The sequence below is a fragment of the Ralstonia sp. NFACC01 genome, assembly GCF_900115545.1.
GTDB classification, from domain to species: domain Bacteria; phylum Pseudomonadota; class Gammaproteobacteria; order Burkholderiales; family Burkholderiaceae; genus Ralstonia; species Ralstonia mojiangensis.
On record NZ_FOWV01000005.1, the window covers coordinates 229731 to 252872 of the forward strand.

Annotated in this window: 20 protein-coding genes; 11 read left to right on the top strand and 9 right to left on the bottom strand. The window is 64.6% G+C overall.

Going from position 1 to position 23142, the window contains the following annotated elements; translation table 11 throughout:
• Positions 1-68: 68 nt before the first annotated feature.
• The 5 genes from BM136_RS14515 to BM136_RS14535 all read right to left on the bottom strand — a co-directional run bounded on the left by BM136_RS14515 (position 69) and on the right by BM136_RS14535 (position 7541).
• On the bottom strand, positions 69-2075 hold the full coding sequence (locus BM136_RS14515; protein ID WP_092972496.1) for a S8 family serine peptidase: 2007 nt from the start codon (positions 2073-2075) through the stop codon (positions 69-71).
• Positions 2076-2286: 211 nt separating this feature from the next.
• Complete coding sequence (mprA, locus tag BM136_RS14520) at positions 2287-3930, bottom strand: MprA protease, GlyGly-CTERM protein-sorting domain-containing form (protein ID WP_092972497.1); 1644 nt, start codon at positions 3928-3930, stop codon at positions 2287-2289.
• Between the two features lie 259 nt (positions 3931-4189).
• Positions 4190-4645, bottom strand: coding sequence for a hypothetical protein (locus BM136_RS14525; protein ID WP_175537149.1), 456 nt, complete (start codon positions 4643-4645; stop codon positions 4190-4192).
• Between the two features lie 102 nt (positions 4646-4747).
• Entirely contained in the window at positions 4748-6454 is a 1707-nt protein-coding gene (gene recN / locus BM136_RS14530; RefSeq protein ID WP_092972499.1) for a DNA repair protein RecN, read from the bottom strand.
• A gap of 145 nt (positions 6455-6599) precedes the next feature.
• Positions 6600-7541 carry an NAD kinase gene (locus tag BM136_RS14535; protein ID WP_092972500.1) on the bottom strand — a complete coding sequence of 314 codons (942 nt, stop codon included), beginning with the start codon at positions 7539-7541 and terminating at the stop codon, positions 6600-6602.
• A gap of 111 nt (positions 7542-7652) precedes the next feature.
• On the opposite strand from BM136_RS14535, the gene hrcA reads away from it, so the two are divergent.
• A complete protein-coding gene (gene hrcA / locus BM136_RS14540; protein ID WP_092972501.1) occupies positions 7653-8711 on the top strand; it encodes a heat-inducible transcriptional repressor HrcA in 1059 nt (352 codons plus the stop codon).
• Positions 8712-8752: 41 nt separating this feature from the next.
• Here the strand turns inward: hrcA and BM136_RS14545 are convergent, their stop codons facing one another.
• Positions 8753-9100, bottom strand: a complete 348-nt coding sequence (locus BM136_RS14545; protein WP_092972502.1) for a carboxymuconolactone decarboxylase family protein — start codon at positions 9098-9100, stop codon at positions 8753-8755.
• A gap of 140 nt (positions 9101-9240) precedes the next feature.
• Positions 9241-9954, bottom strand: a complete 714-nt coding sequence (hutC, locus tag BM136_RS14550; RefSeq protein ID WP_012762808.1) for a histidine utilization repressor — start codon at positions 9952-9954, stop codon at positions 9241-9243.
• 154 nt (positions 9955-10108) lie between these two features.
• Between hutC and hutU the strand changes: the two genes are divergently transcribed.
• Genes hutU through BM136_RS14580 form a run of 6 tightly spaced genes read left to right on the top strand, consistent with a single transcriptional unit; the run spans position 10109 to position 17185 of the window.
• Positions 10109-11827, top strand: a complete 1719-nt coding sequence (gene hutU / locus BM136_RS14555) for a urocanate hydratase (protein WP_092972504.1) — start codon at positions 10109-10111, stop codon at positions 11825-11827.
• Positions 11828-11852: 25 nt separating this feature from the next.
• Positions 11853-13409: a histidine ammonia-lyase gene (gene hutH / locus BM136_RS14560; protein WP_092972506.1), complete on the top strand. Its 1557-nt coding sequence runs from the start codon at positions 11853-11855 to the stop codon at positions 13407-13409.
• Positions 13410-13411: 2 nt separating this feature from the next.
• Positions 13412-14386 carry a formimidoylglutamase gene (hutG, locus tag BM136_RS14565; protein WP_092972508.1) on the top strand — a complete coding sequence of 325 codons (975 nt, stop codon included), beginning with the start codon at positions 13412-13414 and terminating at the stop codon, positions 14384-14386.
• Positions 14383-15618 carry an imidazolonepropionase gene (gene hutI, locus BM136_RS14570; protein WP_092972510.1) on the top strand — a complete coding sequence of 412 codons (1236 nt, stop codon included), beginning with the start codon at positions 14383-14385 and terminating at the stop codon, positions 15616-15618. The genes hutG and hutI overlap by 4 nt, the downstream gene beginning before the upstream one ends.
• A gap of 56 nt (positions 15619-15674) precedes the next feature.
• The gene (hemH, locus tag BM136_RS14575) at positions 15675-16790 is read left to right on the top strand and encodes a ferrochelatase (RefSeq protein ID WP_092972512.1); all 1116 of its coding nucleotides are present in this window, start codon (positions 15675-15677) and stop codon (positions 16788-16790) included.
• A complete protein-coding gene (locus BM136_RS14580) occupies positions 16787-17185 on the top strand; it encodes an RNA-binding S4 domain-containing protein (RefSeq protein ID WP_092972514.1) in 399 nt (132 codons plus the stop codon). Before hemH ends, BM136_RS14580 begins: the two co-directional genes overlap by 4 nt.
• 21 nt (positions 17186-17206) lie before the next feature.
• Here the strand turns inward: BM136_RS14580 and BM136_RS14585 are convergent, their stop codons facing one another.
• Entirely contained in the window at positions 17207-17401 is a 195-nt protein-coding gene (locus BM136_RS14585; protein WP_092972516.1) for a hypothetical protein, read from the bottom strand.
• A 263-nt stretch (positions 17402-17664) separates the two neighbouring features.
• Between BM136_RS14585 and grpE the strand changes: the two genes are divergently transcribed.
• The 3 genes from grpE (at position 17665) to rnk (ending at position 19491) form a co-directional block, all read left to right on the top strand.
• A complete protein-coding gene (gene grpE / locus BM136_RS14595) occupies positions 17665-18312 on the top strand; it encodes a nucleotide exchange factor GrpE (protein WP_092972517.1) in 648 nt (215 codons plus the stop codon).
• Positions 18313-18326: 14 nt separating this feature from the next.
• Complete coding sequence (locus BM136_RS14600) at positions 18327-18752, top strand: thioredoxin family protein (protein WP_092973002.1); 426 nt, start codon at positions 18327-18329, stop codon at positions 18750-18752.
• Between the two features lie 331 nt (positions 18753-19083).
• A complete protein-coding gene (gene rnk / locus BM136_RS14610) occupies positions 19084-19491 on the top strand; it encodes a nucleoside diphosphate kinase regulator (protein WP_092972521.1) in 408 nt (135 codons plus the stop codon).
• A gap of 12 nt (positions 19492-19503) precedes the next feature.
• On the opposite strand, the gene BM136_RS14615 is transcribed toward rnk, so the two are convergent.
• Positions 19504-20799 carry a phospholipase A gene (locus tag BM136_RS14615; protein WP_092972523.1) on the bottom strand — a complete coding sequence of 432 codons (1296 nt, stop codon included), beginning with the start codon at positions 20797-20799 and terminating at the stop codon, positions 19504-19506.
• Positions 20800-21063: 264 nt separating this feature from the next.
• Between BM136_RS14615 and dnaK the strand changes: the two genes are divergently transcribed.
• A complete protein-coding gene (gene dnaK / locus BM136_RS14620; RefSeq protein ID WP_092972525.1) occupies positions 21064-23019 on the top strand; it encodes a molecular chaperone DnaK in 1956 nt (651 codons plus the stop codon).
• Positions 23020-23142: the final 123 nt, after the last annotated feature.

Here is a 23142-nt window from a genome sequence, read left to right on the forward strand (position 1 = left end):
AGGGAACGGAGTGGAGGTCGGAAAAATGCCCGCGCCCAATGAAGGCGCGGGCCAAAGTACCAATAGGCTTACTTCACACGACGACGGCGGCCGGCCAAACCGGCGGCCAGCAGCAATGCTGCGCCGCCCAGGCCGATAGCGCCGCCGCCGCCACCACCGCTGGAGGTGGTCGTCGCAGGCGGGGTAGTGGTGCCGGTTCCGGTGCTTGCTGCAGCAGTGACTGTCACGTTAGCGGTATCGGTGGCGGTCGCGCCGGTGTTGTTCGTCAGCGTTACCGTGAAGGCGTAGGTGCCCTCGGCCGACGGCGTGAATGCGGCGGTGTAATTGCCGTTGCTATCGGGGCCGGCAGTGGTGAGGCTGACGGACGGCCCCGAAGTCTGCGCCCATTGCACACTCGCGATGGTATTGACGAGGCCGGCATTGCCGCTCGCTGTGAGCGTGACCGCGTTGTTTGCGACCACTGTGCTTGCCGACGTTGACGCGTGCACAGTCGGATTGCCCTTCGCCAGCGCAACGGCCGCACCCGCATCCAGCATGCCGGCGCCGCAGACGCCCGTATGCGTTGCGCAGTATGTGCCCGCCGGGAACGGTCGAGCGGACTGCTGGAGGACGGTGGCAATCTGATCAGGCGTCAGCGAGCTGTTGACCGAGAGCATCAGCGCCGCGACGCCTGCGACGTGCGGGGTCGCCATCGAAGTGCCGATTTCCGTCCCATACGTGTCTGCGACCGGCCCTTGCGTGCCGGTATTTGACAACGACGTGATCGGGGTCCCGCTACCAGGCACTATCGTGCCCGAGCCGCCGCCCGGCGCGCTAATCGTGGTGCCGGTACCGACATTGGCATAGTTCGCACTATCGCCATCCATCGTATGTGCCGTCACCGCGATGACGCCGTTACAGTTGGCCGGCGACCCAATGACGCCTGCGCCATCGTTGCCAGTCGCGACAACGATCGTGGCACCTCGTGCGCGTGCCGCCGTGATGGCTGCCTGCTCGGCGGAGAGGCAGTTGCCCGCTCCACCAAGGCTCATGTTCACCACTTTTGCAACGGGCGAGTTGACCGGTAGTGGCATGCCGTTAGCGCCAAGTACGCTGCTGTCGCCGGTTACCCAGGCCATGGCGTCAATAATGTCAGATGCTACGCCGCCGCACTTGCCGAGGGCGCGAGCCATCTGGATGGTTACGCTGGGCGCAATGCCGGCAACCCCAAGCGAATTGTGTTGCGCAACGATCTGGCCCGTCACGAACGTGCCATGCCAGCTGCTGTTGCGCTGGGTCGAGCCGCAGTAGGTCGGATAGTTGGTGGTATCCGTATTGCTGACCCAGTCACCCGGATCCGACGGGTTGCTGTCGCGGCCAACTGGCGTGTCGGACGGATCGTTCTCGACGAAGCCCAGTGGGACAGTGTTGTGGCTGGAAGGATCGGGCGTGCCGTTGTAGACGTTGTGGCTGATGAAGTCGTATCCAGAGCGGATGTTCGCGCCCGCGAGATCTTCATGGTTGGCAAGCAGGCCGGTATCGATGACGGCGACGTAGACCGAATTCACACCCTTGGTCTTATCCCATGCGGTCGTGATGTTCGCTCCGCCGACTGCTGTCGTCGCGGGTCCGTTGGCGACCGTCGTGCTCGGCCACAGGTTCCACTGATTGGCAAATTGAGGGTCGCTGGCCACCGCCGTAGGACGCATGATCCGGTCGGGGGAGACATACTCGAATTGGCCGCTCGCCTCCATTCGATGTGCCACCGTTTGAGCGTCTGCAAACGACATGACGTTAGGTAGCGTGACCACATGAGCCCCCCCTGACATGGGCCGCTTATACGTCACTTGAAGTTGTGCGGCGGCCGACCAGCGTTGCACCGTTGCGACGTCCGGGCGCGCAGCCGTGCTATCAGTCCCATTGGATTGCGGCTTCAACCCGCTGCTTTTTTCCTTCACGATGAGCTGCGTCACCCACTGCAATTGGGCTGTTGGTGTGGCGACCTTTCCGACGGCCAGCGCCGGCGCAGCTTGATACGAAATCAGTCCGAGCGCGACGAGCGCGCGGACAATACCCCCCTGGGCAATCAATTTCATGTAATGAACCTGTTGTTGTAGGAAACGGAGGCGCAATTATCACAAGAATTGCGCGTTTCCTTCCTTAAACAGGCTAACAGCGTTGTTTAGTAATTTTTATATCAGCTCAAGTCACGCGTACGGTACGGTCAATTGGCGTCACCAGCCAAAAGCCGCGTCCCGCCCAGCGTTGCACGGGAAAAGCGCAAGGGCCTTTTAGGAGTGCGTGCGGTCAATGCGTCTTCAGGCGACGGCGACCGCAGTACATGCCAGCCGCCAGCAGCAACGCCGCCCCAACCAGCGGCACGGCCCCGCCGCCTCCGCCACCACCGCTGCTGGTAGTCCCCCCGGTTGATCCGCCCGACCCCGTGCCGCTGCCCGCGCCGGCCGGCGCCGTGTTCTGGGCATAACTGACGGCACCTGCGGTATCCAGCAGGCCTGCACCGCAGATGCCGGTGTTCACGGCGCAGAATGTGCCGCTCGGGTGCGGCCGCGCGGTCTGCTTCAGGCCCGCCAATACCTGCGCATTGGACAACTGCGGTTGCACGCTCAGCATCAGCGCGATGGTGGCCGCTGTTTCAGGCGTGGAGAAGCTCGTACCAGCCACTGACTTGACCGTGGGGTTGCCGACAGTCTGTGCACCGTCGTTGGAGTCGGCCTGGATAACGGAAACGGGTTCCGCGCAAGTTGCCGGATTTGTCGTTGTGACGACCTTCGAGTTGCCGCAGCCGCCCCCCGGCGCGGACAACGCCACCTGGGGCCCCACGTTTGCGTAGCTGGCGTTCTCGCCGCTGTCGACGTGCGCGGTGACGGCGATGGCGCCCGTGCAATTGGCCGGCGCGTCAACGGTCTGTGCGGCTTCGTTGCCCGCGGCGGCCACTACGATGGCGCCACGTGCGGCCAACTGGTTGACGGCGTCCTGTTCTGCCGCAGAGCACTGCGTTGTGCTGCCCAGGCTCACGTTCACCACGCGGGCCGGGTTGGCGTTGGTCGGCACGCCTGACACGTTGATGCCGCCTGCCCACAACATGCCGTCGACCGTGTCAGACAGCAACGCGCCGCATTTGCCCGACACGCGCACCGGCACGATCGGCGTGTTCCAGCCGACCCCTGCGATATCCAGCGTGTTGTTTGTCTGGGCGGCGAGCACGCTGCTGACCTCCGTGCCGTGCCAGCTGCTGTTGGCGACGTCGTTGCTGGTGCAGCCCGAAATGTTCTGCCATTGCGTGCTGGTTACGCCATCGCCCAGGTCATGCGCGTCCGTGCCGCGACCGAAGGTGTTACCGGCCCGCGCCGGGTCCGAAATGAAGTTGTAGCCCGGCAGGATCTTGGCTGAGAGATCGGGATGATCGGTGTAGCCGGTATCGACCACCGCCACCACGATGCCCGTCGAGCCCTGCGTGATGCTCCACGCCGCGGCCGCGTTAATGCCGCCGGGCACCAGCGCCGGTGCGGCCAGGTTGTTCTGCGTGGCAAACAGCGGATCGTTCGGAATGGTGTTGGGCCGCAGGATGCGATCTGGCACCACATAGGCCACGCGGGCGTCCTTCGCGATCTTGTCGACGGTCGCCTGGATGCTGGCGGCATCGGTCAGGCCCGTGTGCATGAGCTGCGCATTGGTAGCCAGCGTACGCTTGATCTGCAGCGTGCTCCCCGCCGCTTGCGCTACCGACAACAAGCGGTTGCTAGCCTCGCTGGCAGAGAGCGCCTTGCGCGTGCCGCTCGTGTCGTCGCGCCATTTGATGATCAGGTCACCGGTGTATTGCGGCTGCGGTGTGGCAGCTGCGGCGACTTGGCTGCCCATCGCCGAGGCAAGGCAGACAAGGCCGGCGCCAGCGCACAGCCAAGACTTCAACCGGAAGAGGGAGGGGGTCATCAGCGCGTGCTCCGTGGTGTCTCGTTGTAATGAGAAACGTCGTCAGGATGTGATCGTTGACAGACCGTTACACAAAACCAAAGGTAGCATGCGACTCGCCCGCTTGGTGTGGTGGCGGTGGCCGATCACGTTTGCGAGGGGGAAAAGGCCGGTCTGTGCGCCGGCCCCAGCAGAATGCAGGCCTGCCAGGGGAAATGAGATGGAAGCGGGCCGCCCCGCAGCGCCCGATCATTCACAGTGTGGAGTGGTGCTGGGCAGTTCAGCGTTGGATCTTCATGATGCGATCCGGGTCGGCCGAGGCGATGCCGGGCGTGCTGCGCAACGCTGCCACCGCGCCATCCAGCGTGGCCGATGCATCGCCCGAGCTGGCGCGCACCACCCAGAATCCACCCGACATCGGACGTACCACCGCAAACGCAAGCCGTGGCGTTGCGCGTGCGCCCGCAGCATCCAGCACGCCTTGCACGGTGGCGGACGAGGTGGTCGGCGTGCTCAGGCCGATGATGACGTCGCCCAGACTGTGTGCAGCCGACACGGAAGCCGGAGGCTGGGTGTTGACCGAGGCCGGGTCCATGGCAGGCGGCTTGCCCGGGTCAATGGCCGGCACGGACTTGCACGCGGCCAGCAGGCACAGGCCTAGAGCCACCGCCAGCGCGGGCTTGACGGTCGACAGCAGTGATCGAGGGCGGGCAGCCGGTTGGATCGTGCGGGCCATGCGGGCCATGAGGTTCTCCTTGGATTCGGTAGAGGATGTTTGTCGCGTGTGCAGCCGGAACCGTTGTGCCAACTCTGGCGGCAATGGTTCCGGTATAGATGATCACTGTGCCGCGCGGCGGGATTTCCGCGCTGAAGATTCCGGTGCCGATGGCGCACGGCCCGCGGTAAGCATCTCGTCTGCATGACGGCGCGTGGTGTCGGTGAGCGACGCGCCGCCCAACATGCGGGCAATCTCATCCACCCGGCCCGTGGTGTCCAGCACCACGAGGTCGGACCGCGTGCTGCCTGCCACCGTCTGCTTGGCGACCTGAATATGGTGATTGGCGAGCGCGGCCACTTGCGGCAGGTGCGTGACGCACAGCACCTGGCGGCGCATGCCGAGTTCGCGCAGGCGCCGGCCCACGACTTCTGCCACTGCACCGCCAATGCCGGAGTCCACTTCGTCGAAGATGAGCGTGGGCGTGGGGCTCGCCTCACTGGCAATCACCGAGATGGCCAGGCTGATCCGCGCCAGCTCGCCGCCTGAGGCGACTTTCGCCAAAGGCCGCGGCGAAACGCCCGCATGCCCGGCGACGAGGAATTCGATCTGCTCCAGCCCCGCCGCGCCGCTGTGCTCCAACGCATGCAGCGCGATGTCGAAGCGCCCGCCGGCCATTGAAAGACCTTGCATGGCGCCGGTCACCGCGTCGGCCAGCTCGCGCGCGGCCTTTGCGCGGTCGCGCGACAGCGATTGCGCGACCACCATATATGCGGCGTGGGTTTGCGCTTCCTGGGCCTGCAGCGCCTCAAGATCGGATGCAGCTTGAAGCGCGGCGAGTTGCGCCTGGCGTTCCGCCAGTTCAGCTGGCAGCGTTTCGGGGGCGACGCGGTATTTGCGCGCCATGGTGTGCAACGCTTGCATGCGCGCGTCGACTTCGGCCAGGCGGTCCGGGTCCAGCTCCGCGCGATCGGCATAGCGGGCAAGCGTGTGCACGGCTTCCTGGATCTGCACCTCGGCCGGCTCCAGCGCGGCCAGCACCTCGGCCAGCGCCGGGTCGATCTCGGCCAGTTCACGCAGCGTATGGAGCGTCGCGCCCAGTTGCGTGAGCACCGCACCTTCCGACTCGGACAAACCGTCCAGCGCCGTGCGCGTGCCTTCGATCAGGCTGGCCGCATGCGACAGGCGGTGGTGCTCGGCCTGCACCTCTTCCCACTCGCCCGGCTGGGGGCCAAGCTTCTGCAATTCGTTGACCTGCCATTCGATGCGCTCGCGCTCGAGCTGGACTTCGCGCGAGTGCTGCTCGGCAGCTTCGCGTGCGCGCACCACGGCGTGCCATTCCCGGTAGCGTTCGCCGACCACGCGCACGGCACCTTCCAGGCCCGCGTGAGCGTCGAGCAGGCTGCGCTGCGCATCCGCCTTGAGCAGCAACTGATGCGCGTGCTGGCCGTGGATGTCGACCAGTTGCTCGCCCACTTCGCGCAGTTGCGCCAGTGTGACGGCCGCGCCGTTGATGAAGGCCTTGCTGCGGCCTGCTGCATCGACCGTGCGGCGTAGCAGAATCACGCCCTCGTCGTCGTGCAGTTCATGCGCCTCGAGCCATGCGGCCACCTGCGGGTGCACGTCGAACTCGGCGGTGATGTCAGCGCGCGGCGCACCTTCGCGCACGACGGCCGCATCGGCGCGCTCGCCCAGCGTGAGCGCGAGTGCATCGATCAGGATGGATTTGCCCGCGCCGGTCTCGCCCGTGAATACGGTAAAGCCGTCGGCCAGATCGAGATCCAGCGCGTGAACGATGACGAAATCGCGGATGGTGAGGCTGCGCAGCATGGAAAGGGTCAGCGTGGAGTTTTAGAACCTGCCCATGATTCGTAGCGAGCGGCTCGATGTTGAAGCGAGAAGCGCAGCTGTACATGCGTACGGCGAGCATCGCAGGTTCAAGATCGGGCTGCGCAGTAGGATCATGGGCAGGTTCTTAGAGCCGGTTGTCTTCGGTCGGGTACTCGTGCCAGTGCAGCTTCTTGCGTAGCGTGGCGTAGTAGTTGTACCCGATCGGGTGCAGCAGCCGCACCGTGCGTTCCGAGCGGCGCACCACGATGCGGTCACCGGGTAGCAAGGACGTGAGCGACTGCATGTCGAAGTTGACGCTGGCATCGCGCCCGCTGGTGACCTGAATGACCACCTCCGCGTCTTGCGGAATGACGATCGGGCGGTTCGACAGCGAGTGCGGTGCGATGGGCACCAGCACCAGACCCGAGAGCGCCGGGTGCAGGATCGGCCCGCCTGCGGACAGCGCATACGCCGTCGAGCCCGTGGGGGTGGAAACGATCAAGCCGTCCGAACGCTGGTTGTACATGAAGAAGCCGTCGACCGACACGGCCAATTCCACCATGCCCGAAGTGCCCGAGCGGTTGACCACGACGTCGTTGAAGGCGAGGGCAGAGAAGATGACTTCGTCGTCTCGCACGACCTGGGCCTGCAGCAGCGTGCGGGTTTCGGCCTCGTAGCGGCCCGACAGCATGTCGGGCAGCACGGTGTGCACGTCGTCGAACGGGATGTCGGTCATGAAGCCGAGCCGCCCGTGGTTGACGCCGATCACGGGAACGCTGGCACCGGCCAGGTGGCGCCCGATGCCGAGCAGCGTGCCGTCGCCGCCGAGCACGACGGCCACATCGGCGTGGCGCGCCATCTCTTCGGGCGGCAGGGCAGGGTAATCCTGGACGCCGATGTTGAGCGCCGTTTCGCGCTCGAACACGATGTCATGCCCGCGCGCGGCAATGCACGACGCCAGTTCCATGAGGGGGCCGGCAATGTTGGCGGCCGAATACCGGCCGACCAGCGCAACGGTCTTGAAAGGCGAAACAGGCGAAGACGAGGCGGGAGCTTGCGGGGCCACGGCAGACGGGGGAATCGACATGCGCGCATTACACCATATCGATATGACCGTCGCCACGTCAGCGCGTGTTTAGTGGAGAAACGCCGACATCACCCGTAGATTGGCGCCGATTTTGCGTAAAATTGAAGAATTATGGACAAGCGCGCCACCATCCTCCTCAAGACCCTGATCGAACGGTATATCGCCGAGGGCCAGCCCGTGGGCTCGCGCACCTTGTCGAAGTATTCAGGGCTCGATCTTTCGCCGGCCACTATCCGCAATGTGATGTCCGACCTCGAGGAGATGGGCTTCATCGCCAGCCCTCACACCTCGGCCGGACGCGTGCCGACGCCGCGCGGCTACCGCCTCTTTGTCGACACGATGCTGACGGCCAGCCCGCTGGATGTGCTGAGCACGCAGGACCGCATGGCGCAGCAGATGGTGGGTGCGATTGCAGAGCAGGTGCGCACGCAACTGGCGTCGCATGGGTCGGAATCGTCGCAGCGGGTGATTGCGGCGGCGGCGCAGACCTTGTCCAACCTCTCGCAGTTTGCCGGCATCGTGATGACGCCGCGTCGCACACATACGTTCCGGCAGATCGAATTCCTGAGGTTGTCGGAGTCTCGCATCCTGCTGATCGTCGTCACGCCCGAAGGCGACGTCCAGAACCGCATCATCCATACCGATACGCCTTACACCCCGTCGCAATTGGTGGAAGCGGCCAACTACATCAACGCGCACTATGGCGGCCAGACGTTCGATGCGGTGCGCGAAAGCCTGCGCGGCGAGCTGTCTGCGCTGCAGGCCGATATGACCGCACTGATGCAGGCGGCCGTGGAGGCGGGCAGCAGCGCGGCGTCGGAGGAAGAACCGGTCGTCATCTCGGGCGAGCGCAAGCTGCTGGATGTAGAGGACCTGTCTTCGTCCATGGACAAGCTGCGCCGGCTCTTTGCCGTGTTCGAGCAGAAGACCGGCTTGCTGCAGTTGCTCGATGTATCGAGCCGCGCCGAGGGCGTGCAGATCTTCATCGGCGGCGAAAGCAGCCTTGTGCCGCACGAAGACATGGCGGTCATCACCGCGCCGTACGAGGTGGACGGCAAGATCGTCGGCACACTTGGCGTGATTGGGCCGATGCGCATGGCATATGAGCGCGTGATCCCAATTGTGGATATCACGGCCAAGCTGCTGTCCAGCACGCTCAGCCAGTATTGAGGCAGCGCGGCCTGCGGCGGGCGAAGCGGCCCGCCAATGTCTCAGGCCGAGAATTGCTCAAACGCCGCCAGCGCATGCGTGGCGTACATCATCGAAGGGCCGCCTCCCATATAGACGGCTGTTCCCAGTACCTCTTCCAGTTCAGCGCGGGTTGTGCCGAGTTTGACCAGCGCCTGGACATGGAAGCCGATGCAGTCGTCGCAGCGGCTGGCGATGGCGATTCCCAGCGCCACCAGTTCTCGCGTCTTCTTGCTCAGTGCACCGTCTTTTGTGCCGGCCGCCGCCAGTTGGCTGAACGCAGCCATCAGCTCTGGCTGCGATTCGCGCAAGTTGCGCATGTGCGCAGACACATCTTTGACCACGCTTTTGAATTCGGGCATGCCGCTCATGACAGTGCTCTCCTGGGCCGGGTGTGGAGTGTGGGAGTAGCGGGCAGGGCGTATCGGAGCAACCCGCCGCGCATCCTTTCCCTTTCGAGCATTCTCGTCCGCACCCAGGGACAAGGTCATGATGTAGCGCAACGAGGCGCTCAGAAACTGCCCGTGAACTGATAACGCCCGCCCGGATGCCACATCGTCGCCACCGAGGCGACCTGGCCTTGCGACAGCGTCTTGCGCCGCAGCATCAGGCAGGGTTCACGCACGTCCATGTGCAGCATCTCCGCAATCTCGCGCGGAGGCAGTCGGGCCTCGATGCCGTAATCCACACCCTGCAACGGGGCGGCACGCATCAGGTAGGCGTTCGGCGTGGTCTGCGTGAAATCCTGCTCCATGTATTCGGGCGCCAACGCCGCGTTCACCCAACGGTCTTCCACCTGGATCGGCAGGTCGTTTTCGAAGTGCACGATCAGTGAATGAAAGAGCACGCGGCCGGCCGGCACGCCAAACGAAGCCGCCATCGCTTCGTTGGCGCGGGCGCGCTCCAACTTGTGCAGTTCGGCGCGATGTTGATGACCGCGCGCTGCAATTTCCTCCGCGATGTTGCGGATCGCCACCAGCGTCGCCTGGTACTTCTGCTGTGCGACGAACGTTCCCAACCCCTGCACGCGCGTGAGGATCTGCTCGGCGGTCAGCTCGCGCAGCGCGCGGTTGACCGTCATGCGCGAGACGCCAAAGGTCTGCGCGAGCGTGGTCTCTCCCGGAATCATCTCGCCCTCTTGCCACTCGCCGCTGCGGATGCGCGTGAGGATGTCTTCCTTGATGCGCTGGAAGGCGGGGGTGCTGGCGGACGGGTCGTGTGACATGGGCGTGGCTTGCGGTGCGGTTAGGGCCGCGGAAGTGATGTGCGGATGGCGGTCATCATCAGGGTTTGCTCTTGGCTTGTAAAGTTTTCTTGCCTAAGTTGTATATACAACATAAGATACGCTCCATGACAAAGGAGTTCGCAGGAGACCTCACATGAACGCCCCGACCAACGCTGCCCACCTGAACAACGATCCGCGCTACGACGCTTCGCGTGAAATCCGCGCCCCGCGCGGCACCGAGCTGCACTGCAAGAGCTGGCTGACCGAAGCGGCTTACCGGATGCTGCAGAACAACCTCGACCCGGATGTGGCCGAGAACCCCAAGCACCTCGTCGTGTATGGCGGCATCGGCCGCGCCGCGCGCGACTGGGCCTGCTTTGACAAGATCCTGGAAACGCTGCGCGAGCTGAACGACGACGAATCGCTGCTCGTGCAATCGGGCAAGCCGGTGGGCGTGTTCAAGACCCACCCGGATGCGCCGCGCGTCCTGATCGCCAACTCCAACTTGGTGCCCAAGTGGGCGAACTGGGAACACTTCAACGAGCTGGATCGCAAGGGCCTGTTCATGTACGGTCAGATGACTGCCGGCAGCTGGATCTACATCGGCAGCCAGGGCATCGTGCAAGGCACGTACGAGACGTTTGCCGAAGCCGGCCGCCAACATTACGACGGCAAGCTGGCCGGCAAGTGGATCCTGACCGCAGGCCTGGGTGGCATGGGCGGCGCCCAGCCGCTGGCCGCCACGCTGGCCGGCGCCGTGTCGCTGAACATCGAGTGCCAGCAATCGAGCATCGATTTCCGCCTGCGTACGCGCTACCTCGACAAGCAAGCCAAGGACATCGACGACGCATTCAACCTGATTCGCCACCATTGCGAGCGCGGCGAGGCCGTGTCCATCGGCCTGCTCGGCAATGCGGCGGAAATCCTGCCGGAGCTGGTCAAGCGTGCCCGCTCCGGTGGCCTGAAGCCGGATCTGGTGACCGACCAGACCTCGGCGCATGATCTGGTCAACGGCTATCTGCCGATTGGTTGGACGGTCGAGCAATGGCGTGCTGCGCAACGCGATCCGTCGCAGCACGCCCGCCTGACTGACGAGGCCGCGAAGTCGTGCGCTGTGCACGTGCAGGCCATGCTGGATTTCCAGGCGATGGGCATCCCGACCGTCGATTACGGCAACAACATCCGCCAGGTCGCGTTCGACCAGGGCGTGAAGAACGCCTTCGACTTCCCGGGTTTCGTGCCGGCCTATATTCGCCCGCTGTTCTGCGAGGGCAAGGGCCCGTTCCGCTGGGTGGCACTGTCGGGTGATCCGGAAGACATCTACAAGACGGACGCGAAGATCAAGGAACTCTTCCCGCACAACGCGCATGTGCACCGTTGGCTCGATATGGCGCGGGACCGCATCGCCTTCCAGGGCCTGCCCGCGCGCATCTGCTGGCTGGGCCTGGGCGAGCGGCACCTGGCCGGTCTGGCTTTCAACGAGATGGTCAAGAATGGCGAACTGAAGGCGCCGATCGTGATCGGCCGCGATCACCTGGACACGGGCTCCGTAGCGAGCCCCAACCGCGAGACCGAAGCCATGCGCGACGGCACCGATGCCGTGTCGGACTGGCCACTGCTCAACGCGCTGCTCAATACGGCCGGGGGCGCGACCTGGGTGTCGCTGCATCACGGCGGCGGTGTCGGCATGGGCTATTCGCAGCACTCGGGCGTGGTGATCGTCGCCGACGGCACCGACGCGGCGGCCAAGCGTCTGGGCCGTGTGCTCGTCAACGATTCGGGCTCGGGCGTCATGCGCCATGCCGATGCCGGTTACGAAACCGCCATCGCCTGCGCCAAGCGCAATGGTTTGAACCTGCCGATGATCGGCTAAGTTAAAGACATCTTCTTGTATTGCTATGAACACCATGACCACGCCCCCCATCATCACGTTGCAGCCGGGCGCAATGTCCTTTGCCGACCTGCGCCGCGTCTGGCTCGCCCCGACGCCTGTTGCGCTGTCGGGCGATTGCGCGGCCGCCATTGAAGCCTCGGCGGCCACTGTGCAGGCCATCGTCGCCAAGGGTGCGCCGGCCTACGGCATCAACACCGGATTCGGCCTGCTGGCCAAGACGCAGATCGCCACACATGAGCTGGAGCGCCTGCAACGCAACCTGATCCTGTCGCACGCGGTCGGCACCGGCGCAGACCTGAGCGACAGCGTGGCGCGCCTCGTGTTGCTGATGAAGGCAGCGAGCCTGGCGCGCGGCTATTCGGGCGTGCGCCGTGTCGTGATCGACACGCTGCTGGCGCTCCTGAACGCCGGCATCGTGCCGTGCATTCCGTCCAAGGGTTCGGTGGGCGCGTCTGGCGATCTGGCACCGCTGGCGCACATGACGCTGGCGCTGCTGGGCGAGGGCGACGTGCGCGTGAATGGCGTGCGCACGCCGGCACGTGCGGCACTGGCTGCGGCCGGGATCGAGCCGATTGCGCTGGCTGCCAAGGAAGGCCTGGCGCTCATCAACGGCACGCAGGTGTCGACTGCGCTGGCGCTCAACGGCCTGTTCCTGGCCGAGCGTCTGCTGCAAGCTGCCACCGTGTCGGGTGCGTTGTCGGTGGATGCCGCCAAGGGCAGCGATGCACCGTTCGACCCGCGCGTGCACAGCGTGCGTGGCCAGCCAGGCCAGAGTGCGACCGCCGCGGTGTACCGCAACCTGCTGGCCGGTAGCGCCATCCGCCAGTCGCACCTCGTGGGCGACAAGCGCGTGCAAGACCCGTACAGCCTGCGCTGCCAGCCGCAAGTCATGGGTGCATGTTTCGATCTGATCCGCCAAGCCGGCGCCACGCTGCTCACCGAAGCCAACGCAGTCACCGACAATCCGCTGGTCTATGCCGACGCCGGTGAAGTGATTTCGGGCGGCAACTTCCACGCCGAACCGGTAGCGTTTGCTGCCGACATGCTTGCGCTGGCGATTGCCGAGATCGGTGCGCTGTCGGAACGCCGCATCGCGTTGCTGATCGACTCCACGCTGTCGGGCCTGCCGCCGTTCCTGGTCGAGCAGCCGGGTCTGAACTCGGGTTTCATGATTGCGCACGTCACTGCGGCCGCGCTGGCTTCGGAAAACAAGACGTTCGCCCACCCGGCCAGCGTCGACAGCCTGCCGACTTCCGCCAACCAGGAAGACCACGTCAGCATGGCGACCTTTGCCGGCCGCCGTCTGCAGGACATGGCAGAGAACACTGCCACCATCGTCGGTATCGAAGCGCTGGCGGCAGCGCAAGGCATTGACTTCCACAAGCCGCTGGCGACGTCCGACACGCTGCAGAAGGCACATGGCTGCATCCGCGCGCGCGTGGCCTACTACGGTGAAGATCGCCTGTTCGCCCCCGACATCGAAGCCGCCCGGCGCCTCGTCCTCGACGGTGCCCTCGGCGATTCGTGCCGCGCGCACGTCGGCGAACTCGCACTCGTCTGACCATGCTTGCCCAAGCCGAACCGAACGTCTGGCAAGGCCGCGTCGATGCGGAGGAAGGCCCGCTGGGCTTGCGTTGGCACCAGACGGTGCGCCGTATCGATGCATCGACGCCGCTGGCCAACACCGTCGCCCTGGCGGGCTTTGCCTGCGATGCGGGCGTCGCACGCAATCACGGGCGAACCGGTGCACAGGCGGGCCCCGCCGCCATCCGCAAGATGCTCGCGAACTTGCCTGCGCGTGCCGGCCGTGTGGTCGTCGACGCGGGCGATGTGACTTGCCAGGGCGATGCGCTGGAAGACGCGCAGAGCGCGTTGTCCGGTGTGCTGCAGGACTTGCTCGACCGCGGTGCGTTTCCGATCGCCCTAGGCGGCGGGCACGAGATCGCGTGGGCCTCGTTTGGCGGCTTGGCGCGGCATCTGGCGGCGAAATCCGATCAGCCCCCGCGTATCGGCATTCTCAACCTCGACGCGCATTTCGATCTGCGCGCCGGCGAGCGCGGCAGCTCGGGCACACCTTTCCGCCAGATCGCCGAAGATTGCGCGCGGCGCGGCTGGCCGTTCCACTACGCCTGCCTGGGCGTGAGCACCTACGCCAACACCGAAGCGCTGTTCGCGCGTGCGCGCCAGCTCGGCGTGCGCTGGATGCACGACGACGAGATGGACGTCATGCAACTCGCCCACGTGCTGAAGGTGGTCGAGGTGTTCCTGAGCCAGGTCGATCACGTTTATTTGACGATGTGCCTGGACGTGCTGCCGGCCGCTGTTGCCCCTGGGGTGAGCGCGCCATCCGCACGCGGCGTGGGGATGGACGTGATCGAGCCCATCGTCGATCGCGTGGTCAGCTCGGGCAAGCTAAGGCTGGCGGATGTGGCGGAGCTGAACCCGTCGCTCGACATCGATCACCACACGGCACGTGTTGCTGCCCGTCTCGTGGCGCGCGTGGCAGACGGCATTGGCCTGCAGGGGGGGCGCACATGACTGATCCGGCCAACCCGCCCTGGGATGCGCTCTGGACCAACGTCCACCTCGCCACGCTCGCCGCCGATGCCGACGGCTACGGCGAGATTCGCGACGGCGCCATCGCTGTCAAGGACGGGCGCATTGCGTGGCTTGGCTACCGCGTCGATCTGCCTGCCAGTGCCCGCGCGACAAGCGAGCACGATGGCGGCGGCGCGTGGCTCACGCCCGGCCTGATCGATTGCCACACGCACCTCGTCTACGCCGGCAATCGCAGCAATGAATTCGAAGCGCGCCTGAACGGCGTGCCATACGAAGAGATCGCGCGGGCGGGCGGGGGCATTCTCTCCACCGTGCGCGCCACGCGTGCGGCCAGCGAAGACGCGTTGGCCGAAGCCAGTCGGCCTCGCTTGAATGCTCTGCGCGCCGAAGGTGTCACCACCGTCGAAATTAAGTCCGGCTACGGCTTGAACCTGGAAACCGAGCGCAGCATGCTGCGGGTTGCGCGCCGCTTCGGCCAGGCGTTGCCGGTGCGCGTGCGGACAACGTTCCTCGGTGCGCATGCCGTGCCGCCTGAATTCGCCGGCCGCGCGGATGACTACATCGATCAACTCTGCACCGACGTGCTGCCCGCGCTCGCTGCAGAAGGTCTCGTCGATGCCGTCGACGCCTTCTGCGAAACCATTGGCTTCACGCCTGCACAAACGGCGCGTATGTTCGATGCCGCGCAGCGCCTGGGCCTGCCGGTAAAGTTGCACGCCGAGCAGCTCTCCGATCAGGGTGGCGCGGCATTGGTCGCACGCTATGGTGGCCTTTCTGCGGATCACCTCGAATGTCTGACCGATGCAGGTGTTGCCGCCATGGCGCAAGCCGGCACGGTGGCCGTGCTGCTGCCCGGCGCGTTCTACTGCCTGCGCGAGACGCGCCTGCCGCCGATGGCCGCGCTGCGCGCCGCCGGTGTGCCTATGGCCGTGTCGACCGACTGCAACCCTGGCACATCGCCGCTGTCGTCGCTGCTGCTGGCGATGAACATGGCCTGCACGCTGTTCCGCCTGACGCCGCTGGAAGCGCTGACCGGCGCCACGCGTCATGCTGCCGCAGCGCTGGGCCTGTCAGGTACGTGTGGCGTGCTGGCTCCAGGCTGCGCCGCCGATTTCGCGCTCTGGCGCATCGATCGGCCCGCCGATCTGGCGTACGCGATGGGGCTGAACCCGTGTGTGGGCGTGGTCAAGGACGGCGCCTTGGTGGCGTAAGGAACACGCGACGACGCGGCTCGTATAATCGGCCGGTCTATCGCGAACCCGCGCCCATGCCCTTCCTGCCCGAACCCCTGTTCCAGCACGGCCAGCCCGATCGCACGGCGATCCTGCTCGTCAACCTCGGTACGCCTGACGGCACGTCGCCGCGCGAGGTCGGCCGCTACCTGCGTCAGTTCCTGTCCGACCCCCGCGTTGTGGAAATTCCGCGCGCCGCATGGTGGTTCATCCTCAACGTGCTGATCGTGCCGCTGCGTTCGCGGGCGTCGGCGCACAAGTACGAAAGCATCTGGCTGCGTGAGGCCAACATGACCGGCTCGCCGCTGCTTGTCTACAGCGAGCGCCAGGCGCATGCGCTGCAGCAACTGCTGAACGCGCAGGGCCACGATGTGGTGGTTGCCTGTGCGATGCGCTATGGCAATCCTTCGATTCCGTCCGTCATGCAGGCGCTGCGCAAGCAGGGCGTCGAGCGCATCCTCGTGTTGCCGATGTATCCGCAGTATTCCGGCACCACCACCGCCACGGCCTTCGACGAAGTTTTCCGCGTGCTGGGCGAAATGCGCAATCAGCCGGAGTTGCGGCTGGTCAAGCATTTCCACGATGACCCTGCCTACATCAATGCGCTGCACCAGCAGGTGGGGGCGTATTGGGCACAGCACGGCGCACCTGATTTTGCGCATGGCGACAAACTGGTGCTGTCGTTCCATGGCGTGCCGCGACGAACGCTGGAGTTGGGTGACCCCTACCACTGCGAATGCCTGAAGACCGGCCGCTTGTTGGGCGAAGCGCTCAGTCTGCAGCCGGGTCAGTACCTGGTCACGTTCCAGTCACGCTTTGGCCGCGCCGAATGGCTGCAGCCGTACACCGCGCCCACGCTGGAAGAGCTTGGCCGCGTCGGCACCAATCGCGTCGACGTGTTCTGCCCGGGTTTTCCGGCCGATTGCCTGGAAACGCTGGAAGAGATCGCCATGGAAGGGCAGTCGACCTTCCGCGTCGCCGGCGGCAAGGAATTCCATTACATCCCGTGCCTGAACGACAGCGAGGCATGGATCGCCGGCATTGCCGACATTGCGCTGGCGCATCTGCAGGGCTGGCCCCTCACGCTGACGCATCCGCATGTGCTGGAAGCGAGTCGCACGCGCGCGCAGAGCAAGGGCGCTGCCGCATGAAAGTGAGCACCGACGCGGCTGACCGCGTGCGCATCGACAAATGGCTGTGGGCGGCGCGTTTCTTCAAGACGCGGTCGCAGGCGACTGATGCGGTGGAGCGCGGTCGCGTGCAGATCAACGATCAGCCGGTTCGCCCCGCCAAGGATGTCAAGATTGGCGACCGCGTGCGAGTGCACGCGCATGAACAACAGTGGGAAGTGGAAGTACTGGCACTGGCCGAAGTGCGCGGCCCTGCGTCGGTCGCACAAACGCTTTACGCCGAGACGGACATCAGCCGCTTAAAACGCGAAGAGAGTGCGGACAAACGTCGACTGTATCGGGAACCGGCCACACAAATCGCCGGCCGGCCGACCAAGCGGGACCGGCGGCGCATCGATAAACTCGGCGGAGAATGACGCACTCCGCGCGAGTGTGTGCTAACTTGATACGCTCAAGCCGCGCGGCATCTGCTGCATCTGCGCAGGCTTGATGATGTAGTGCTTGAAGAATGCCTTGCCGCTACCGTACTCCGTATAACGCGGTGTGACGGCCCCAGACAGGCAAATGAACGTTGTGGCTGCGGTCAGGGTCAACAGCAGGAGCACGGTCAGAACGGGCAGCTTGTTGTGCATGGTACGAACCCTCAAAGAAGCTCGCGCCCCCCAGTTTTTTCTTGCATCATAGGCGGCCCATAAGGGCCTCGCAATTGCTGTGCCGTTGCATTCTGATGAAAGTTGTAACCCCATATTTCGTGATGCACGGCGCACAGTTGTCGCGCATCCGGCGCCCTTGAAAAGCGCGCCAAATGCCCCATAACGGGGACAAATCGTTTGTAAAAATCCAGCGGATCGTCTTCAGGCACATGCCGTGCGTCGATTCCCTTTTATCCAGCGCTATGAAACACACTCCGGACACCCCCTCGAACTCGGACATGCCAGCGGACACCCAAGCCACCCAGCCGAACCAGTCGGCGACGGGCCAGGCGGCCCACGCTTATTCGAGCCAGGCTCAGCGCGCAAGCGCCGACGCTCAGGCTGTCGCCGGTGACGAAGCCGCCGTGGCAGAAGCCGTGGCCGACATGGACATCGCTGAACTGCGCCGTCAACTGGAAGCCGCTGAAGAAAAGGCGCGCCAGAATTATGAAAACTGGGCGCGCGCCACGGCCGAAGGCGAGAACATCCGCCGCCGTGGTCAGGACGATGTGGCGAAGGCCCACAAGTTCGCCATCGAAGGTTTTGCGGAATACCTGCTGCCGGTGATGGACAGCCTTCAGGCCGCTTTGGCCGACACGTCGGGCGACGCCACCAAGCTGCGTGAGGGCGTTGAACTTACGCTCAAGCAGCTTTACGCCGCGTTCGAAAAGGGGCGTGTGACCGAGCTGAACCCCGTGGGTGAAAAGTTCGATCCGCATCGCCATCAAGCGATCTCGATGGTCCCCGCTGATCAGGAAGCCAATACCGTGGTGGCGGTGCTTCAGCGCGGCTACACGTTGGCCGACCGCGTGCTGCGCCCCGCGCTCGTGACGGTGGCGGCGCCCAAGTAAGCTGACGCCCCGTGATCCTCCAGAGCACCACCACTTCGCAAGACGCCAACGGCGCGATCCCGGTCGATAAGACCGCGTTCGCGGCGTTTGGCATGCGCGAGGTGAACACCGAGACCTTCGACGCAGCCATTGCGGCGGCGGGCGATGCGCTCGTGTGCCTATTCTTCTGGGGCGTGGATTGCTTCAACTGCGAGATGGCCAAGAAAGCCATGCTCGCGCAACCGGCCGCTGTGCGTGAGCATGAGCTGAACTGGCTCCATGCCAACGTCTACGCACACCCGGAATTGGGCCAGCGCTTTGGCCTGCATGGCGTTCCGGTGTTCATGTTCTTCCATCGTGGCAAGAAGCTCGGCCGGGCGACCGGTTGGCATGGCCACGCGCAGTTTGCCGCCGCCGTTGCCAATGCGCGCAACAAGCTGGCGGGCAAGCCGCTTATCTGAGGCAGCGACCATCATGACGTCGATGCCGATGGTTGCGGCCTTCCTTATCGTTTCGTCCGTCCGTGCCGTGCGCCGCAAGCGTGTGGCGCGCACCTCGCCGCGCGCCCCCCAGGCGATGACCGCGGCCCTTGCCGCCGCCCGGCGGTTGTTCTAGTGCCCCTGCGGCACGTCGCCGCCGGGCTCTCTTCACTCCCACCAGAAGTTTCAGTTTCGTATCACCGCCGGCCGGCTTGTGTGCCCGCCGGTTTTCTTGCCGCTGCGTTGCATTGGCCCGGAAGGCCATCGGCAGCGGCTTTGCCTAGTGTTGAACATTGACCTGTAGGAGATCGTCATGTCCAAAGCAGCCGCCATCTACCTGACCGAGCTGGACCTCACCCGCCTGGAAAACGCCGCCACCCGCGCGGGCAGCAACTCGCCGCTGGCCGATCTGGTCGACGACCTGATTACCCGTGCCAACGTGGTGCCCGGCAACAAGATTCCCGCCGATGTGGTGACCATGAACTCCGTCGTCTGCGTGGTTGATGACGCCGGCGCAGAGCAAGAGTGGACGCTCGTCTACCCGGAAGACGCCAACGTGACCTCGGCCAAGCTGTCGGTGCTCTCGCCGATGGGCGCAGCGCTGCTGGGTGCGCGTGCGGGCAAGTCGGTCAAATACTCGGCGCCCAATGGTGCCGAGCGTTCCTTGCGCATCGATCGCGTTGCGTTCCAGCCCGAGGCCAGCGGCCAGCACACCCTGTAAGCCGGCCGCGTCCTATCGCGAGAGGCTGTACCCGACACGCAACTGCGAGCCCAGCTTGTGGTTGTAGTCGAGCAGGCTCTCGCCGTAGCCGGTGAAATACTGAATGAATAGGTAGCCGGCCGTGCCGGTGAAGATCCGGCTCATCGGATATGTCAATTGCGCGTCGACGCTGCCATAGGCTTTGCGGGTGCCTTTGCGTAGCGTGGCGGCCAATTCCCAGCCATTGGGGGCGCCGTAGGACACGCGGAAATCCCCAAAACCACGGTAGTGCGCGATGTCAGTGTTGCCGGTGCGCGTGAGGTACGCGTACAGCTTGGGCTCGAACTTCCAGTGGTAATCGTTCAGATCACCAAAGTGAAACGTCGGGCGTACGAACACGGTGTTGATGGCGCGTGAGGCGTCGCCGTCGCGGCCGTTCGATTCGTGCTCGATGCCGCCCGCGAACGATAGCCGCGTGAGGGCGCCGCCATGGATGCCCGTATCGGGACGGTAATAGAACACGCTGGGCCGGTAGTTCGTATCGCGGAACGGCGCCGATTCCTTGCCCACATCCCACAGAGAGAACTGCGTATAACCGAAGTACACGTTATCCAGCAGTGCTGCCGATGCCGGGTTCTCTGGCTGAAAAATCCGGAATTTGAAGCTCAACTGGAACTTGGCGTTCAGGCCCCCGTGTGCGCCCACTGCGGCGAACATGGGTTCGTGGAAAGTCAGGCGCGCGGTTTCTTCGGGCGGGCGGGATGCCTCGCCGTTGCCGGCCACTGTCAGGGGAGTGGGCTCTGTAGCGGCTGCGTTGGCAGCGGGCGCATTCGGATTGGTGCCCAGCGCCCCCCCGGGGCGGGTCGCTTCGGCGGCGGCGTTGCGGGCGGCGCCTGTGGGGGCGCCGTCGGCGGCAATCTGCGGGGCGTCTGCGCCGCGCACGAGTGTCACCAGAACCGGCGCCGCATCCAGATCCGGCACATCGATCCGAACCGTACCGCGCAGCACCTCGGGCAGCGTGCCGGTGTAGGTGACGGTGCGGACCTGGCCCGGACGCAGGTGAAGGGTTTCGGCGCCGGCATTGTGTCGATCAAGAATCACTTCTACCGGGCCCTGCAGATCAGCGCTGGCCGTTACGCGCAGCTTGGCCGGGACGGCATAGCTGCGCTGAGCGGCATCGCCCGAAATGACGAGGGTCAGGGTGAAGGGCTGGTTGGCGTTGACGCGGCGGGAGGGCTGGAGCAGGGCAACGGCGGCATCGGCGGAGGGCACGGCGCATGCGGCAAGCAGGGCAGCGCCAAGAATGGTTCGGAGAGGGTGCAAAGGCATGGGCGCAAAAGCCGGGTTGGCGTCCGGCGAGTGGCAATGCGCGCAAGGGTAACACCCACACCTTTTGTGCCTGGTTTGCGGCTCTGGGCGTTCAAAACACGCGTTTTTGCCCGGTAGCGCACGTTTTCGGGTGCTTTCCCAAGAAAAACCGGCCAAAATGCTCAACTTTTCAAAATTCGGCCTTGAAAAGCCGGACGGCACTCCCACATCCGATCCAAGTTTGTATTCAGTGCAGTCCTGACACCAGATTCGAGGAGCAAGAACATGGGCAAAATCATCGGTATCGACCTTGGTACCACCAACAGCTGCGTCTCCATCATGGAGGGCAACACCCCCAAGGTGATCGAGAACGCAGAAGGCGCTCGCACCACCCCGTCGATCATCGCCTACATGGAAGACGGCGAGATCCTGGTCGGTGCCCCGGCCAAGCGCCAGGCGGTGACCAACCCGAAGAACACGCTGTACGCCGTCAAGCGCCTGATCGGCCGCAAGTTTGAAGAAAAGGAAGTCCAGAAGGACATCGGCCTGATGCCGTACACCATCACCAAGGCCGACAACGGCGACGCCTGGGTGGAAGTGCGCGGCCAGAAGCTGGCACCGCCGCAAATTTCGGCTGAAACCCTGCGCAAGATGAAGAAAACCGCCGAGGATTACCTGGGCGAGGAAGTGACCGAAGCCGTGATCACGGTGCCGGCCTACTTCAACGATTCGCAGCGCCAAGCCACCAAGGACGCCGGCCGCATCGCCGGTCTGGACGTCAAGCGCATCATCAACGAGCCGACCGCGGCTGCGCTGGCATTCGGCCTGGACAAGAACGAGAAGGGCGACCGCAAGATCGCCGTGTATGACCTGGGCGGCGGTACGTTCGACATCTCGATCATCGAGATTGCCGACGTGGACGGCGAGAAGCAGTTCGAAGTGCTGTCGACCAACGGCGATACGTTCCTGGGCGGCGAAGATTTCGACCAGCGCATCATCGATTACATCATCGGCGAGTTCAAGAAGGAGCAGGGCGTCGACCTGTCGAAGGACGTGCTTGCGCTGCAACGCCTGAAGGAAGCCGCTGAAAAGGCCAAGATCGAACTGTCGAGCACGCAACAGACCGAAATCAACCTGCCGTACATCACGGCCGATGCTTCGGGCCCGAAGCACTTGAACCTGAAGATCACGCGCGCCAAGCTCGAAGCGCTGGTCGAAGACCTGATCGCCCGTACGATCGATCCGTGCCGCACCGCCATCAAGGATGCTGGCGTGAAAGTGTCGGACATCCACGACGTGATCCTGGTCGGCGGCATGACGCGTATGCCGAAGGTGCAGGAAAAGGTGAAGGAGTTCTTCGGCAAGGAAGCCCGCAAGGACGTGAACCCGGACGAGGCTGTTGCCGTGGGCGCCGCCATCCAGGGTCAGGTGCTGGGCGGTGACCGTACTGACGTGCTGCTGCTGGACGTGACGCCGCTGTCGCTGGGCATCGAAACGCTGGGTGGCGTGATGACCAAGATGATCGGTAAGAACACGACCATCCCGACCAAGTTCTCGCAGACGTTCTCGACCGCCGACGACAATCAGCCGGCCGTGACGATCAAGGTGTACCAGGGCGAGCGTGAGATGGCCTCCGGCAACAAGATGCTGGGCGAATTCAACCTTGAGGGCATTCCGCCGGCACCGCGCGGCACGCCGCAGATTGAAGTGTCGTTCGACATCGACGCCAACGGCATTTTGCACGTGGGCGCCAAGGACAAGGCGACCGGCAAGGAAAACAAGATCACGATCAAGGCAAGCTCCGGCCTGTCGGAAGCCGAGATCGAGCGCATGGTGAAGGACGCCGAGGCTAACGCCGAGGAAGACAAGAAGCTGCGCGAACTGGTCGACTCCCGTAACCAGGGTGAAGCGCTGGTGCACTCCACCAAGAAGGCACTGGGCGAGTACGGCGACAAGCTGGAAGCTGGCGAGAAGGACAAGATCGAAGCCGCGATCAAGGAACTTGAAGAGACCCTGAAGGGGACCGACAAGGCCGCGATTGACGCCAAGACCGAAGCGCTGGCAACCGCCTCGCAGAAGCTCGGCGAAAAGGTCTATGCCGACATGCAAGCCAAGGGCGAGGCCGGCGGTGCGGAACAAGCCGCTGCCGGTGCCCAGCCAGGCGCGCAAGCCGGACAAGGCGCGCCGCACGACGATAACGTCGTCGACGCCGAGTTCAAGGAAGTGAACGACAAGAAGTAAGCCAACTCGTCCGCCAGGCGGACGTTGCGGTACGCCGGGCAGTGATCATCGGGTTGTGCGGGACGCACCTGATGTCACGCTCGGCTTTTTTGCTATTCGACACGCAGTAAAAACAGGCGACGA